Source organism: Aquimarina muelleri DSM 19832, from assembly GCF_000430665.1.
GTDB classification, from domain to species: domain Bacteria; phylum Bacteroidota; class Bacteroidia; order Flavobacteriales; family Flavobacteriaceae; genus Aquimarina; species Aquimarina muelleri.
Map to the genome: position 1 here is coordinate 77,212 of NZ_AUML01000009.1, position 16,429 is coordinate 93,640.

General features: G+C 31.8%; 10 protein-coding genes. All 10 read right to left on the bottom strand.

Annotated elements, in window-relative coordinates; genetic code table 11:
- Nucleotides 1-68 precede the first annotated feature (68 nt).
- The 10 genes from H527_RS0106110 to uvrC all read right to left on the bottom strand — a co-directional run bounded on the left by H527_RS0106110 (nucleotide 69) and on the right by uvrC (nucleotide 16,097).
- Complete coding sequence (locus tag H527_RS0106110; protein ID WP_027411883.1) at nucleotides 69-2,615, bottom strand: TonB-dependent receptor; 2,547 nt, start codon at nucleotides 2,613-2,615, stop codon at nucleotides 69-71.
- 464 nt (nucleotides 2,616-3,079) lie between these two features.
- Entirely contained in the window at nucleotides 3,080-4,729 is a 1,650-nt protein-coding gene (pgi, locus tag H527_RS0106115; protein WP_027411884.1) for a glucose-6-phosphate isomerase, read from the bottom strand.
- 6 nt (nucleotides 4,730-4,735) lie between these two features.
- Nucleotides 4,736-5,989, bottom strand: a complete 1,254-nt coding sequence (locus H527_RS0106120; RefSeq protein ID WP_027411885.1) for a M23 family metallopeptidase — start codon at nucleotides 5,987-5,989, stop codon at nucleotides 4,736-4,738.
- Between the two features lie 12 nt (nucleotides 5,990-6,001).
- On the bottom strand, nucleotides 6,002-6,967 hold the full coding sequence (locus tag H527_RS0106125) for a tryptophan 2,3-dioxygenase family protein (protein WP_027411886.1): 966 nt from the start codon (nucleotides 6,965-6,967) through the stop codon (nucleotides 6,002-6,004).
- Nucleotides 6,967-7,746: a DUF3108 domain-containing protein gene (locus tag H527_RS0106130; RefSeq protein ID WP_027411887.1), complete on the bottom strand. Its 780-nt coding sequence runs from the start codon at nucleotides 7,744-7,746 to the stop codon at nucleotides 6,967-6,969. Before H527_RS0106130 ends, H527_RS0106125 begins: the two co-directional genes overlap by 1 nt.
- Before the next feature lie 388 nt (nucleotides 7,747-8,134).
- Entirely contained in the window at nucleotides 8,135-9,127 is a 993-nt protein-coding gene (locus H527_RS0106135) for a fumarylacetoacetate hydrolase family protein (protein WP_027411888.1), read from the bottom strand.
- 152 nt (nucleotides 9,128-9,279) lie between these two features.
- The gene (hppD, locus tag H527_RS0106140) at nucleotides 9,280-10,419 is read right to left on the bottom strand and encodes a 4-hydroxyphenylpyruvate dioxygenase (RefSeq protein WP_027411889.1); all 1,140 of its coding nucleotides are present in this window, start codon (nucleotides 10,417-10,419) and stop codon (nucleotides 9,280-9,282) included.
- Between the two features lie 252 nt (nucleotides 10,420-10,671).
- Nucleotides 10,672-11,829 (bottom strand): homogentisate 1,2-dioxygenase, encoded by a 1,158-nt coding sequence (locus tag H527_RS0106145; protein ID WP_027411890.1) that lies wholly within the window; start codon nucleotides 11,827-11,829, stop codon nucleotides 10,672-10,674.
- A 177-nt stretch (nucleotides 11,830-12,006) separates the two neighbouring features.
- Nucleotides 12,007-14,295, bottom strand: a complete 2,289-nt coding sequence (locus tag H527_RS0106150; RefSeq protein ID WP_229809234.1) for a patatin-like phospholipase family protein — start codon at nucleotides 14,293-14,295, stop codon at nucleotides 12,007-12,009.
- A gap of 2 nt (nucleotides 14,296-14,297) precedes the next feature.
- On the bottom strand, nucleotides 14,298-16,097 hold the full coding sequence (gene uvrC / locus H527_RS0106155) for an excinuclease ABC subunit UvrC (RefSeq protein ID WP_027411892.1): 1,800 nt from the start codon (nucleotides 16,095-16,097) through the stop codon (nucleotides 14,298-14,300).
- Nucleotides 16,098-16,429: the final 332 nt, after the last annotated feature.

A 16,429-nucleotide genomic window follows, 5' to 3' on the forward strand; every position in this document is an offset into this window, starting at 1 on the left:
GGGTATAAAAGCAAAAAACCTCGTTCGATTATCGAACGAGGTTTTTTTTTAAATATAATTTTTATATCTTAGAAGTTGTAACGTAAACTTACATTCCAAGTCCGACCATAACCAAAACGACCATTGTTTGAAGTATTAACACCTTTATAATTCTCTTCGATATTTGAAGAAGCTTCTTCATTACCAAAAACAGATTCTAAATATACTTCATCAAATACATTATTTAAATTAAAACGAAATTGTATGGAATTTTTATCTTCCTTTCCAACTAAAACTTTGTATGACAAGCCAGTGTCAACAGTGTTATATGAAGGTAATGCTAATGATTTTTTAGTTAAAGATCCTTGAGAATATAGATCATTGTACCAATTCCAATTGGCATCTATTACAAATCTTGGGGCTATTATGTATTTTGAAGAGATTCCAGCAGTAACCTGAGCTGCTCCTCCAACTTTAAAGCCATCAATTTTAATTTCTTCTTTTTCTCCTTTTTCAGTTCCATTTCCATCAAAAGTTCTTTGACTCGCATTTCCATCATATACCCAATCTCCTATAGAAATGAATCCATTTAATCGAAGGTTTTCAAAAGGACTTGTCAGTACCTCTAATTCAACGCCTTTATGTATTTGTTTTACACCTTGAGTTTGGTAAGACTCATATTCCGTGGTTTCTTGATCTTCACCGTTGTTATCTAATACGGTTCTGTTATCCCAGATTGTGTGATAAGCATTTAAGTTTGCAGAGATTTTTTCTCCTTTAAATTGATATCCTACCTCAAGTCCAGTAATAGTCTGGTTGTCAACAGCAGGGTTTATTAAATTTACAGATTCTCTAATATTATCAAATAAATCATCATGAAATGGTTGACGAGAATAATATCCTGCATTAGCAAATACTTTATGGGCATCAGATATTATATAGGCCGCACCTCCTTTTATATTATACCCTATATTAGATACTTTATCGGATTTTGTTTCTTTTTCATAGTTAAAAGAGTCTGTTACTTGATGATCCTGATTAGATATAGATCCTTGAAAAAAAGCAGAGAATGAATCTTTCGAATATTCTAATTGCCCAAATGTACCATAATAGGTTATTATCTCTTCATAGTTATATCCAAAACGTTGGTTATTATCTTTATTTGGGTTAAATACCATATTCCAAGGGTTAATACCTCCATAAGAATTTGTTAGAGAATACTCACCTAAGAGTTCGCTGTTTGCATCGACAGATTGAACCCCGATGAATTCAGTTACCCCTCTAAAGTGGATACCATTATAAGTTCTTACATCTGCACCAAAATTAAATTCAAGATTATCACTTAATTGTCTATTATAATTAGATATAACACCATACCAGTTGTGATTGTTATAAGAACCTCTAGCATATTGAAGTTCCCCTGTATCACGATCTGTTATAGCAGAAGCAAATGCTCCTCTCCCTAATGAACCATATAGTACTGTAGATAAAGAAGATTGTTCATCTATAGTCCAATCCCAAGCTAAGTTTGAAACAGGTTTGTGATATATATTTCTACCACCTGGATATAGTCCTCCTTCAATTTTATTTGGACTTCCAGCAGCATTGAAATTCCATGAATTATATTTTCTGCCATTTTCTAAAAATTCAGCTATGCTGCCTCTACCAGCTGAAGCATGCCATTGAGGAGCTCCAGTAAGAAGAAAGTTAATAGAATGATTTTCATTTGGTTGATATCCTACCGAAAAAAAGTAAGTTTGCCCTTGTCCCGAAGTAAAGTCAACATAACCATCTCCTTGCCAGTGACCAAATAAAGCAGAAAAAGACCATCCTTTTTCATTAACTCCAGTTGAGTAATATGCTGTAGATTTAGTATAGTTATCATTACCTACCATTTGCTGTATAAATCCTCCTTCTTTATTATCAATAGTCTTAGTAACAATGTTCACAGTACCTCCTACTGATGAAATAGCTAATTTAGAAGATCCTAATCCACGCTGAACCTGTACAGCATTTGCTACATCTAGAACTCCAGACCAGTTAGACCAATACATTTTACCATCTTCCATTCCATTTATAGGTTGACCGTTCAATAAGAAAGCAGTATTTGTTTGATCAAAACCTCTTAAAAACATACTTCCGTCACCAAATCCTCCTCCTTTTATGTTTTGAACAGATGGTGTAGATTTTAGAATTTCAGGAAGATCAAAATTCCCGGTTTTTTCTTGAATTTCAGAAGCTTTGATGGTAGAAACTGCAATTGGTGTTTTTCTGTCTTCTGCTAAATCAACTATGCCAGATCCTACAATCACAATTTCTTCTAAAGAATTGTCAAGGTCTAAACTAATAGTTCCAAGATCCTGATTTCCGTTAGTTACATCAAAAGTGATGTTTTTAGACTTAAACCCTACATAAGAAATATTAATTGTTCCTGTTGGATTGTTTACTTTAATAGAAAATTTTCCATCAAAGTCTGCTGTAGTTCCATTAGAAGTTCTTGCTTCTAAAATATTTGCTCCTGGTAGTGGAGCATTTGATTCGGCGTCAAATACCGTTCCTGTTACTACCCCCTGTGCAAACGTCTCCCCAACGATTGCCATAAGGATTACAACTAATAAAAATGTAATCTTTTTCATGAGTGTTGTTTAATTGTTTGTTTTTTAACTTTTAATAAAAAATAACATAATACTACGTACTTCAAAAATTGTTTAGATCGTACCCAGTTTTATGCTAATTTATAAGATGAATACTCTTTGCAAAAAAACGAATCTTTATGCGCGCATAGTTTATCTTAATGTTAAGTTTTTAACGGATTTTTATTAAGGTTTTCGAGTTGATTTTTGCGCATATAATGTTGGCTTTTAGCAAATTAAAAGTAGTAAAAAGTTATCGTTCAAAAAAATATTAACTAATATTTGATGAATTTTTGCAACAATTATAAAAAAAGGGAGTTAGAGGGTTTTGATTAATCTTCCTTATGTGTTGTAAAGGGTATTAATGACAGCCTCCTTATATACAATATCCTTTGTTAACTATCGAGTTCTTAGATTTATTTTACTCAGTAGTATTAACTAGATATAGAAAGAGTATATCATAAAAATTATCTATTACTTTTTTTCATATATCTTTCTAAAAGTGCATTGGTCGAAGAGTCGTGACTTCCAATTTTTTTACTGCTGATTTCAGATAATATAGAAGTAGCTAATTGCTTACCTAGTTCTACTCCCCATTGATCATAGCTAAAGATGTTCCATACTATTCCTTGTACAAAAATACGCTGTTCATACATCGATATTAATGCTCCTAGATTTTTAGGAGTAAGGGTGTCGATTAAAATGGTAGTAGTGGGTTTGTTGCCTGTAAAAACTTTAAATGGGATTAATTGTTTTAATTTTTCTGGAGATAAGTTTTTGGATACTAAATCGCCTACGACTTCTTTTTCTGTTTTACCATACATCAAGGCTTCTGTTTGTGCAAAAAAATTAGCCATTAACTTATCTTGATGTTCTTGATCTTCAAATAAAGAGTTTTTAAAACCTATAAATTCTGAAGGAATTAGTTTAGTGCCTTGGTGAATTAATTGAAAAAAAGCATGTTGTGCATTTGTTCCGGGTTCTCCCCAGATAATAGTTCCTGTTTGATAAGAGATAGGTTTTCCATTACGATCTACGCTCTTTCCGTTACTTTCCATAATACCTTGTTGTAGATATGCTGGTAGCCTATGTAAGTATTGGGAGTACGGTATTATAGCTTCACTTTCTATATTAAAAAAGTTGTTATACCATATACTTAACATCGCTAGTAATACAGGAATGTTTTCTTCAAAAGGAGTGTTCTTAAAATGTTCATCCATTTCATAAGCTCCTTGTAATAGGGATTCAAAATTTTCAAAACCTACCGATAGACTTATGGATAATCCAACCGCACTCCATAAAGAAAAGCGACCGCCTACCCAATCCCATAGAGGAAAGATATTTTCTTGAGTTATTCCAAAGTTGGTGACATTAGGGATGTTGCTCGATACGGCTACAAAGTGTTTGCTGACAGCATCTTTTGGAGCATTTTTGGTAAACCAGTTTCTTGCTGTAGTAGCATTAGATAAAGTTTCTTGTGTAGAAAAAGTTTTGGATACTACTACAAATAAAGTGGTTTCTGGGTTTAGTTTTTTTAGATTTTGATGTACATGATCCCCATCTACATTAGAGATAAAATGTATGTTAAGATGGTTTTTGTAAAAAGCTAAGGACTCGGTGATCATTGCAGGACCAAGATCGGAGCCTCCAATACCGATATTTACAATATCGGTAAAAGGTTTATTGGTATATCCTTTGCGATCCCCCAAAATGATTTGATTGCTAAAGGTTTTTATTTTTTCTTTTACTTCAGTGATTTCTGGAACTACATTTTTACCATCAATTTTTATAGAATTGGTAGAAGGGGCTCTAAGTGCGGTATGCATAACCGCCCGGCCTTCGGTTTCATTAACAATACTTCCATTAAAATAAAGCTGTATGGCTTCATCAAGTTTTACTTCTTTGGCAAGATCTACTAGTAGCTTTTTGGTAGTAGAGTCTATTCTGTTTTTGGAATAATCTACATAAAAATCTTTCCATATAATCGAAAAATCTTGCGCGCGACTAGGGTCTTGTTTAAAAAAATCTTTGAGATGGGTGTTTTTTATTTTTTGATAATGTGTTTTTAGTGCTTCCCAAGATTTTGTGGTGGTAGGGTTAATAGTTGGTAAAGTCATAATGGATTATAAAATTTCTTTTGGTTTAAAAATAATGTTGTCTAACTCTACTTTTAAAGGTTCAATATGTTTGTAAAATGCTGGTCTAAGACTATCGGCTAATGGTTTTGACGCAGGAAGATCTTCTCTAAATGGGTCTACTTCTTTACCATTTTTCCAGAATCTATAACAGACATGAGGGCCTCCAGTATTACCGGTCATACCTATGTATCCTATAACATCTCCTTGTTTAACAAATTGACCTACTTTTACTGCTTGTCTGCTCATATGCAGGTATTGTGTGTCATAGGTAGCATTATGTCTTATTTTTACATATTTACCATTACCACCTTTGCGTTCGGATTTGGTTACAATTCCATCTGAAGTTGCTAATATAGGGGTGCCAATAGGAGCGGCAAAATCGGTTCCTCTATGCGGTCTTACTTTATTGCCATAATATTTTATTCTACGTTTAAGGTTATAGCGAGAAGAAATTCTACTAAATTTTACTGGAGCAGTAAGGAATGCTCTCCGTAAATTATTTGCCTGGTCATCAAAATAATCGAATACTTTATGAATCGAATCATTCATAAATCTAAAGGCATAAATTGGTTTACCTCTATGTTCAAAATAGGATGCTTTGATTTTATCAACTCCAGCAGGAATGGTATCGTCAATAAATTTTTCGGTATATACTACTTTAAATCTATCTCCCGCCTGTAATCTTGTAAAATCTATAGTCCAAGCATAAATATCTGCCATATTATAGGCAACCAAAAAATTAAGATCCATATCGTCAAATGTTTGCATCAAACTACTATTTATAGTTCCAGAGGCAGTTTTTTCTACGAGTTTTATAGGTTTTTTTCTTTTTTTGGCAATAATACTATCTCTAAAATCAATTACGGTATATTCTATTTTATTATTTTGATATACAAACACTTGGGCTTTTTGTGTAGTGTCTTTGGTTTTAAGAAGCATATAGGGTTTTCCTGCTTGGATTCTGGCGACGTTAAATGTATCTTTAATGGCATTAGTAATTTGAAAAACTTTTGCTCTGCTTATCCCATGAGTATCTAGGATTTCACCAAAGCTATCCCCTGGTTCTATGGTGTCTTTTACAACATTGAAATCATCTAGGATATAACCAAATTCTTTTATTACAGGAGGTTTTTTTTTTGCCTTAGTAATTTCGGGAACTATAGTTTTTTTTTCTTTTTTTTCTGTATTACATGAAAATAATACTACCATTATAAGTAGTAGGTGACCAAATTGCTTCAACTGACGACTGTTTTATTTTGTGGTATTAAATTGATGGGTAACCCATTGCTGGCCCCAGTTTTCTTTTTCTTCCACACTCCAAAGTGTAGGAAAAAATTGTATTTTTTGAAAACTGGGAGGTAAGAATTTTTTCCAATTTGTTCCTCCTGTAGCCAAAACTTCTCCTTTCTCTTTATTGAGATACCTAAAGGCGGCACCCATGTGCATTAATAACCAATTAATATTCACATTAGTGTCAAAAGTACGTAATGCTTCGATAAGGTGCACATTATTTTGCTCTTTTTCTGGTAGTTCAAGGTATTTATGATAAATAGTACTACTTTTTACTTGATGAGCAATACGCATCATTCTTGGAGTGTATCGGTATTCAAACTGTTTTAGAGTGAGTGTTTTTTCTCCAGTTTCTTTATCGGTAGCGCCAGATTTCCAGTATAAATGTTCAAAGATATCTTCTAGAGACTTATTTTCTGAAAACAGTTCTCTTTCTTTAGTATTTACAAGATTAGCTAGTGGAGTAGAATAAATTTCGATTAGTCTAAATTGTACAGATTGAAAACCACTAGCAGGTAGGAGAGACATTCTGTATTTAAGAAACTGTTCTTTATCCATCCCTTTAATCATAACATCAAAAGAATTTATGAGTACTTTAAAATAGCGATTTATTCTATGGATCTTTGTAGTAAAAAATTCTGCAGTTTGTAATTTATCATCCACAATTTGTTTTAGTTCGTGGATAATTAATTTAAAATAGAGTTCTGTAATTTGATGATAGGTAATAAATATTTCTTCGTCAGGAAAATGTGTTTTTGGTATTTGTAAACTTAACAAAGTATCTAAATGAATATAATCCCAATAGGTTAAATATCTATCATGAAGTAATCCATCTAGATATGACCCTAGATCCTGGCCAGAATTTTGAAATTTTTTTTCTAGTTGCTTTATCTTTTCAGCAATCTCAGGTTTTATAATATCATTCATTAATCTACTACAATTTTAAATGGATGCTTAAGCCCTTTAAAGGCGTCTAAATCTGCTTTTATAGAACCTACTAATATATCTGCTTTTATTCTTACTGGCATACGATTATCATCATCACTTATCCATACGGTCATACTTTCTTCTTCTTTAAAAACCCTATCTGCCTGAACGTATGGTCTAAATTTTAAACAAGCAATTTTACCCATTTTTGTTTTAATAATTTCTCTACCCAAGAATTTTAACTTAAAAGGATAATTTTCGTTATCAAAAAACATATTTACATATTGTTCATCTCCTTTTTTTAAGGAGGATGTATTGATCTTATTTCTCAAGTAATAAAATGAGGACATCATGTCTTGCACACCTGGTTTTATAGAGAAATATTTTTTGGTATTATGTTTTTTGTTAAATACTAAAGCTTCATTTTTTTGATGATTAAAGTTGATTTCTATGTCTTTAGTATGTCCTCCTTCATTTATTTTTCGAATAAATCGGTATGGTTTGACCAGGTTTTTATCGATATAAGTTTCGTAATAATCTTCTACTTTAAAAAAGACACTTAAAAAGCCAGAGGACTTACCTATACCAACTATATGATGTACAGGAACTCCATTAAGTTTTTCATCTTTAATTTCAAGTGTAGCATAACTTGCGGTAAATAATCCGTAGTGAATCCTGAATCTAAACCATTCGCCAGAATCAAATGCTTTATGGTTTTCTTGTGCTATAGCAGAAATTGAACTTATTACTAAAAGTAATATTAGGATATACTTTTTCATAGTTTAGGGCATTATTATAATTTAACATACATATAATTAATTATGTAATTACAATATCCATTCCAAAAGTACTATTTAATGTGAAGAGATAAAAATGAATATTGTTATCAAATCTAAAAATATAAACAAAAAGAGAGCCACCACAGCTCTCTTTTTTACTTTTATTAACCAACTAAAAACTTAAATTATGAGAATAATTATTGTTTTAGATATAGGTAGTAACCACTCCACCTACATTTGCAAATGTGAACTTTTTTTGCATAATTATCAAACGAAAACGTTTTTTTATTATTGATTTTAACAAAAAATTATATTGATTGCTTTAAAAATTACATTTTTCTCAAATTTTGAGAAAAATGTAATTTAAGTAAAGAGAGATTTTTGTTATTTAGGACATAGGTTTGTATGATTTTACTGTTTGATCTATTTTTCCAAAAATAGAATTACCTGTTTCATTTTTCATTTCGATTTCGATACGATCTCCAAAACTCATAAAAGGAGTAGAGGCTTTACCATTTTTTATGATTTCTAAACAACGAACTTCTGCTAAGCAACTAGACCCATTAGGGCTACCTTGGTTTGCTACGGTGCCAGATCCTATTATGGATCCCGCCATTAGGGATCTTGTTTTGGCTGCATGAGCAATTAATTGTGCGAAATTAAATGTCATATCAATTCCAGCATTAGGAGAGCCTATGATTTTAGAATTTAATGTAGATATTAATGGTAAATGTACTTTGGTATCACTCCAGGAGTTACCAAGTTCGTCTGGGGTAACTACTACAGGTGCAAATGAAGTCCAAGGTTTTGATTGATAAAACCCAAATTGTTTAGATAGCTCGTTAGGGATTAGATTTCTTAAAGAAACATCATTAATAATTGCTATAAGTTTGATGTGTTTTTGGGCATTTTTTACACTTACTCCTGCGGGAACATCGTCTGTGATTACTGCTACTTCAGACTCAAAATCTATTCCCCAATCTTCATTTTCGATTTTAATGTCATCATTTGCACCAATAAATGCATCTGAAGCTCCCATATATATTAATGGATCTGTCCAAAACGTCTCTGGTAATTCTGCATTTCTGGCTTTTCTTACTAACTCAACATGAGTTACATAAGCACTACCATCTGCCCAATGATATGCTCTTGGAATTGCAGCCATTGCCTGTGTAGGATCAAAATCAAAAGTGTTGGATGCTGTTCCGTTTTGTAATTGTTGATAGATTTTTTCTAGCTTAGGAGCGATAGTATCCCAATTATCTATTGCTTCTTGTAATGTTTTAGAAACCTCAGAAACTCTTATAGCTTTGGTTAAATCTCTATTTACTACTACTAATTGTCCGTCTCGGGTGTCGTTTTTTATTGTTGCTAATTTCATTTTAATATTTTTTTTGGAAAGAGATTACCTGTTGTATACCGTTATTAAGTAATTTATTTTACAGAAAATCTTATGTTTTTTTAAATAAATACAGATTTCTTGTTTGTCAATTATTATAATTGACAAACAAGAAAGAGTAAAAAATAAGGTATTTATAGAGTGCCTCTTTGTTGCTGTTCTCTTTCGATAGCTTCAAACAAGGCTTTAAAATTACCTTTTCCAAAGGATTGCGCTCCTTTGCGTTGTATGATTTCGAAAAACATGGTTGGCCTGTCTAGAATAGGCTTTGTAAAAATCTGAAGTAAATAGCCTTCGTCATCACGATCAATTAGAATACCTAATTCTTTAAGGGGAGCAAGGTCTTCATCTATTTCACCTACTCGATCCAAAACAGTTTCATAATAACTGGCAGGTACGGTAAGAAATTCTATTCCTCGATTTTGAAGTATTGAAACAGTTTCTATAATATTATCTGTAGCCAAAGCCATATGTTGTACTCCTGCTCCGTTATAGAAATCTATATATTCTTCGATTTGAGATTTTTTTCGTCCTTCTGCGGGTTCATTGATGGGGAATTTGATTCGCCCGTTGCCATTACTCATCACCTTACTCATTAAGGCAGTATATTCTGTAGAGATATCTTTATCATCAAAAGATACTAATTGGGCAAATCCCATTACTTTGGCATAGAACTCACACCATTTGTTCATTTCGTTCCAACCGACATTACCGACCATATGATCTATAAATTTTAAACCAGTAGGCTCTGTTTTGTATGGTTTGTTTACTGGCATATATCCAGGTAAAAAAGAACCGTTATAATTTTTTCTTTCTACAAATATGTGAACAGTTTCTCCATAAGTGTGAATTCCTGAAAAAATAACGCTACCATTTTTGTCTTTTTCAACCTTAGGTTCTAAATAAGATTTAGCACCTCGTTTAATAGTTTCTTCATAGCTTTTAGTAGCATCATCTACCCAAAGGGCTATTACTTTTACACCATCTCCATGGGCATTTATATGATCATTAATATCCCCATCGGGTTGTAAAGGAGAGGTAAGAACCAATCGTATCTTATCTTGTTGCATTACATAAGACACACTATCCTTACGTCCTGTTTCTAGACCGGCATAAGCTACTATTTGGAAACCCCAGGCTGTTTGGTAGTAATAGGCGGCTTGTTTTGCGTTACCTACATAAAGTTCTACATAATCTGTTCCTAAAAGAGGCAAAAAATCTTCTGCTTCAGGAATGATTTTTTCTAAGTTTTGAGGTGGTATATTAGTGGACATATTATTTTGTTTTTAATGGTTTAATCCCTCACAGAGGGTTTTTAATTGTTCGAGGATTTTCTCGAAAACAAAATGTGTTTTTGAAAACATACCTCAGAGTTTGTTCTGAGATCGTTGATTAAAAAAATGCGATAGATTTTGTTATGAATAATTAGATTCAATACAACTTACCACATAGCTCTTAAGTGTGCAGTAATATCTTTTCTATAATTTAGCATAATAAATATTTTTAGTTAAAATATTTTACGTTTATCATTCCAACCAAGATTTATGATATTCTTCATCTGCTATCTTCATAGCTTCATCGGTAATCATAAGTGGCTTAAAGGTGTCTACCATAACAGCTAATTCATCTGTTTTGGTTTTACCAATGCTTCGTTCTACTGCTCCTGGATGTGGCCCATGTGGGATACCTGCAGGATGTAAAGAAATATGGCCTGAATCAATGTCATTTCTGCTCATAAAATCTCCATCTACATAATACAATACTTCGTCACTATCAATATTACTATGATTATATGGAGCGGGAATGCTATCTGGATGATAGTCATATAATCTAGGAACAAAAGAGCATACTACAAAAGCATCTGTTTCAAAAGTTTGATGGACAGGAGGTGGCTGGTGTATTCTGCCAGTGATAGGCTCAAAATCATGTATAGAAAATGCATAAGGAAAATTAAATCCATCATACCCAACTACATCAAAAGGATGTGTGGCATAGATCATGTCAAAAATTTCATCCTGTTTCTTTACTTTGATTAAAAAATCTCCTTTTTTATCATTGGTTTCTAACTCATATGGTGCTCTAAGATCTCTTTCGCAATATGGAGAATGTTCTAATAATTGACCAAACCAATTGCGATATCTTTTTGGAGTATAAATAGGTCTTCTTGATTCTACAATAAAAAATCGATTATCTGTAGTGTCAAAATCGAGTTTATAAATAGTTCCTCTAGGAATAAGTATATAGTCTCCGTATTTAAAGTCGAGATTACCTAGATGACTTCGGAATTTTCCACTGCCTCGATGCACAAAAATTAGCTCATCTGCATCGGTATTTTTATAAAAGTAATCCGACGTAGATTCTTGAGGTGCAGATAAAATAATGCTAACATCACTATTAGTCAATATATTTTTTCGACTTTGTAAGTAATCTTTTTCTGGAGATACTTTAAAGCCATGGAGTCTATATGATTTAATATTGTTTTTAATAGCTAATTTTGGAGCTATATTATAGCTCCCTTTAATTTCTTTTACCTGTGTTGGTCTATGACAGTGATATAGATTCGTAGACATCCCGTCAAAACCTATTGTGCCAAATAATTGTTCGTAATATAGGTTGCCATCTGGTTTTTTAAAGATGGTATGGCGCTTGGGTGGTATTTTTCCTAGAGAGTGATAAAAGGGCATGTTGTTGTAAATTTAAGGTATTAACTACTTTTTTTTATAAGACAAATACATAACAATTTTATCTTATTCAGTGTTTTCGTTTAATAAAGTAATGTAATAATAGTAAATCCTGCCAGAACAAGTTGATAGCATTACAAATGTCGTAAATTTTTCTCTTCTTTTAAGGATATACTTGTTTTAAAACCAAAAACCTATACTGAAAAACCAGTTACTTTCATCTAGTTCTGGAGAAAAAGAATATTTGACTTGTATCGGTCCTGCAAAAGTTTCTAAACCATAACCAAGGGCATATCCAGAAAACTCTGCACTTTCAAGCCATTTGCCTGTGCTAAACAATTTATTGCCTACATTGGCAAAGTTAGCAGATAGGTTTATATGATTATTTTTAAACATTTCATAGTCTAACGATATTAAGCTTTTAGCAAAGCTTTGCCCTGTGATGGCTAAAAAATCGTATCCATAAAAAGGAATAAAATTGTTAATTGTTTTTGCTCCAAAACCTCCCAAAAGAAAATCAAGGGAGTTTAGAGAAGCATCACCAATTTTTGTACCTGCTTCTAAGCTGATATTCATTGCAAGATTACCAAATAATGGTGTAGCATATCCAAATTCTGCTTTGGCAATAGAAAATTCATTAAAATTATTAGTAAAATCAGTCGAAAAAAGATAAGTATGTATGTCTCCTTCGAATAAAAATCCGTTTTTAGGAAAATATTTATTATCGTAGGTATCTAATTTAATATATCCAAAGGCACTCCAGTAATCACTATCATCAAATATAGTTCTTGGAATTTGATTTTCATCTTCCCCAAATGTTTCAGAAATAATGCTAAGACGTTTGTATTCTGCTCCTAAACCAACAGAGAAATTTTGTTGTAATAATGTTTCTGCATAAGCTTGAGCATTAAGGTTACTGTATTCTATATCTATGGTGTTTATATTTAAATCGGGTATTTCTCTAAATCTTCCGATAAAATCGAAATCAATTGCTTTATTAAATTTAGTATAGCTAGCTTTTAATCCAGTACTCCAATAAAAACCTTTATCTACATAATAATCCAAGTTATATCTTATGTTGTCTCCCAGAACGATATCAGCAGAAAGCACATCGTTATCTACAAACAAACTTTTTCGAGTTACATTTACTAAAGCAGCTGTTTGGTATAGATCATCATAATGAAGTGCAAATCGTAATAACATTTTGCTTTCACTTTCTTTTACGTTAAGAATAAGTTCTTTACCTTGTTTTGTGTCTATTAATCTATGATTTACGCGATCAAAATTTCCTGTAGCGGATAAATTATTGACTCCTTCATTTAATTTTTCATAAGTTGTAATGCTAGGTGTTTTTAGTTTTAATTTTCCTTTAATATATGCTCTTGTATATCTTTCGTTTCCTAAAATAACTAAGCTATTCACGAGTATGCTTTTTGAGCTTTTAGGAATAGTATTTTTTTTTGGATTTGATTTTTGTTGCATTGCAATTTTTTTTAAATCCTCATACTTTGCAAAAGCTGCTTTTTCTCCGTTAGCAATGATTTTGTCGATTTGATCAAAGGATAGTACTGAAAAATCTGCTATCGAAGGTTTGATATATAGGTCTGTTTCAGAAATTTTAGCTCTCATAGCATCATAGGTCTTAAAATTGCTAATTTGTAGCATGATATTAGTTACAGAGTTTAATTGTTCTTTAGACATCAAGCTATCTTGCACATCAATTCCTATTACTATTTCAGCTCCTTTTTCTCTAATTTCTTTTATGGGGTAGTTGTTGGCTACACCTCCATCGGTCATTAAAATATTATTTAATTCGACAGGGTTAAAAACAGAAGGCAAAGCACCACTTGCTGCAACTGCTTCTGGTAAATATCCTTTGTCTAAAAGAACTTGTTTTCCTGTTTCAATATTTGTAGACATACAAAAAAAAGGAATCGGCAAGTCGTTAAAATCTTCTATATCGTTTACATGAGCTGTAAATCTTGAAAATTGGTTATAAAAATTTTGCCCTTTAGATAACCCTTTGGGCAAGTCAATTTTAAATTTATCAAAAGGTAGGCTTACCACGTATTTTTCTGAATCTTCTCGTTCATAAAAAGTTTTTGCGGCTCTTGGTAATTCATCTTGTATAAAAGCGTTAAAATCGACGGCTTTGAATATAGAATCTAATTCTGCGGCATTGTATCCAGATGCATAAAGGGCTCCTACTATTGCTCCCATACTTGTGCCTCCGATATAATCAATACGTACCCCAGATTCTTCTATTATTTTTAAAGCACCAATATGTGCAAGCCCTTTTGCTCCACCACCACTCAATACCAAGCCTACTTTTATGTCTTTTATAGAGGATACATCATGAATTTTTTCTTCATGAATTTCTTTTTCTTGTGACCAAATTATATTTGGAATAAGTAATACTATACATGTTATGAGGCTTAGAAATAATCTTGAGATATTGTGAATGACCACTTTTATTCTTTTTTAGAAAGATAATAATTATATACTTTGGTTGCTCTAGAATCGCCAATTACTTCGGCTAATTCTTGCTTAGAAACCTCACTTATTCTTTTTACAGATCTAAAGTGTTTTAATAACTCTATTACTGTTTTTTCTCCTATTCCTGGTATTGTATCTAATTCTGTATCTAAAGCAGCTTTACTCCTTTTTTGTCTATGAAAAGTTATTCCAAATCTATGTGCTTCATTACGTAGATGCTGTATGACTTTTAGGGATTCTGATTTTTTATCGAGATATAAAGGTATGGAGTCTCCTGGATAATAAATTTCTTCCAACCGTTTTGCAATACCTATAATAGTTATTTTACCCCTTAATCCTAATTCATCCAAAGCCTTTAATCCAGAAGAGAGTTGTCCTTTTCCTCCGTCTACAATTACGAGTTGTGGCAGTGGTTGTTCTTCTTCGGTTAAACGTTTGTATCTGCGGTACACAACCTCTTCCATCGAAGCAAAATCATTGGCTCCTTCTACAGTTTTGATATTAAATTTTCTATATTCTTTTTTGCTTGGTTTTCCATTTTTAAAAACCACACATGCAGCAACTGGATTGGTTCCTTGGATATTAGAATTGTCAAAACACTCAATATGTCTAGGTTCTTCAGGTAACCTTAAGTCTTTTTTCATTTGTGCCATCAATCGATTTGTATGTCGATCGGGATCAATAATTTTGATTTGCTTAAAACGTTCTTGTCTGTAGTATTTAGCGTTTCTTATCGATAAATCTAAGATCTTTTTTTTATCTCCTAATTGTGGAACAGTAATTTTTAGATTTTCACCAACGGCTACTTTAAAAGGCACATATATTTCTTTGGAGGTACAATCAAAACGTTGTCGAAGCTCGATAATAGCAAGTTCTAAAAGCTCTTTGTCAGATTCTTCTAGCTTTTTTTTGATTTCTGTAGTATGGGATCTAATAATTGAACCATATGATAATTGAAGGAAATTAATGTATCCATAAGACTCATCTGATATAATAGAAAAAACATCTACATTACTTATTTTAGGATTGACTACCGTTGATTTTGCTTGATAATTTTCAAGTATTTGTATCTTTTCTTTAATTCGTTGCGCATCTTCAAACTCCATTTTTTCAGCATGAGCAGTCATTTGATCTCTAAAACGATTTAGAGAATCTTTGAAATTGCCTTTTACAATTTGTCGAATAGCTTCCAGGTTTTGAGTATATTCTTTTTCATCCTGCAAATCTTCGCAGGGCCCTTTACAATTTCCTAAATGGTATTCTAGGCACACCTTATATTTGTCATTATTTATTTTTTCCTGAGATAGATCATAAGAACATGTTCTAAGAGGATATAGTCCTTTGATAAGATCTAAGAGAATATGTACTGTTCTTACAGAGGTATAAGGGCCAAAGTATTCTGATCCATCTTTAATAAGGTTTCGGGTAAGGAATACTCTAGAAAAACGTTCTTTTTTAATGCAGATCCATGGATACGTTTTATCGTCTTTAAGCATTACATTAAAACGAGGTTGGTGTTTTTTAATTAAATTGTTTTCAAGAAGCAGGGCATCGGTCTCTGTTTCAACAACAATATGACGTATATTTTTAATTTTTTTTACAAGAACATTTATTCTATAACTATCATGATTTTTTGTAAAATAAGAAGTTACTCTTTTCTTTAAATTTTTTGCTTTCCCTACATAAAGTAATTTATCTTCCTTGTCATAATATTGGTATACGCCAGGACTGGTGGGCAATGTTTTAATCTGTATGTCTAAAGTTGCTTCTTGCATATTATGATGGTAAAGTTAAGAGTTTACCTTAATTGAAAGGCAAATATTAAGAGGTTAAATTTTGTTAAATCCATATTAAAAAGCTGTTTTTTATTAAAAAGAATGGATGTGTTATAATGCTAATTGATTTTTATTACTTTAGTAGCCTTTATAGGAATTTATTTTTTTGAAAAAAGAAAGTAAAAAAGAGCAATAAAACAAAGAGCTATATATTTGGATTGTTTATAATTTTAATATAAGGTAAGTTAACCAATTGTTATATTACCTCTTTTTTGATGTTGTATATAAAAGATATAATAGTAAAATATTTATATTTAATAATTATAGAATAT

What these genes read in the sequence shown, in the direction of transcription:
- H527_RS0106110 (WP_027411883.1), bottom strand. Translation starts at nt 2,615, where the DNA reads ATGAAAAAGATTACATTTTTATTAGTTGTAATCCTTATGGCAATCGTT.
- pgi (WP_027411884.1), bottom strand. Translation starts at nt 4,729, where the DNA reads ATGACTTTACCAACTATTAACCCTACCACCACAAAATCTTGGGAAGCA.
- H527_RS0106125 (WP_027411886.1), bottom strand. Translation starts at nt 6,967, where the DNA reads ATGAATGATATTATAAAACCTGAGATTGCTGAAAAGATAAAGCAACTA.
- H527_RS0106130 (WP_027411887.1), bottom strand. Translation starts at nt 7,746, where the DNA reads ATGAAAAAGTATATCCTAATATTACTTTTAGTAATAAGTTCAATTTCT.
- H527_RS0106135 (WP_027411888.1), bottom strand. Translation starts at nt 9,127, where the DNA reads ATGAAATTAGCAACAATAAAAAACGACACCCGAGACGGACAATTAGTA.
- hppD (WP_027411889.1), bottom strand. Translation starts at nt 10,419, where the DNA reads ATGTCCACTAATATACCACCTCAAAACTTAGAAAAAATCATTCCTGAA.
- H527_RS0106145 (WP_027411890.1), bottom strand. Translation starts at nt 11,829, where the DNA reads ATGCCCTTTTATCACTCTCTAGGAAAAATACCACCCAAGCGCCATACC.
- uvrC (WP_027411892.1), bottom strand. Translation starts at nt 16,097, where the DNA reads ATGCAAGAAGCAACTTTAGACATACAGATTAAAACATTGCCCACCAGT.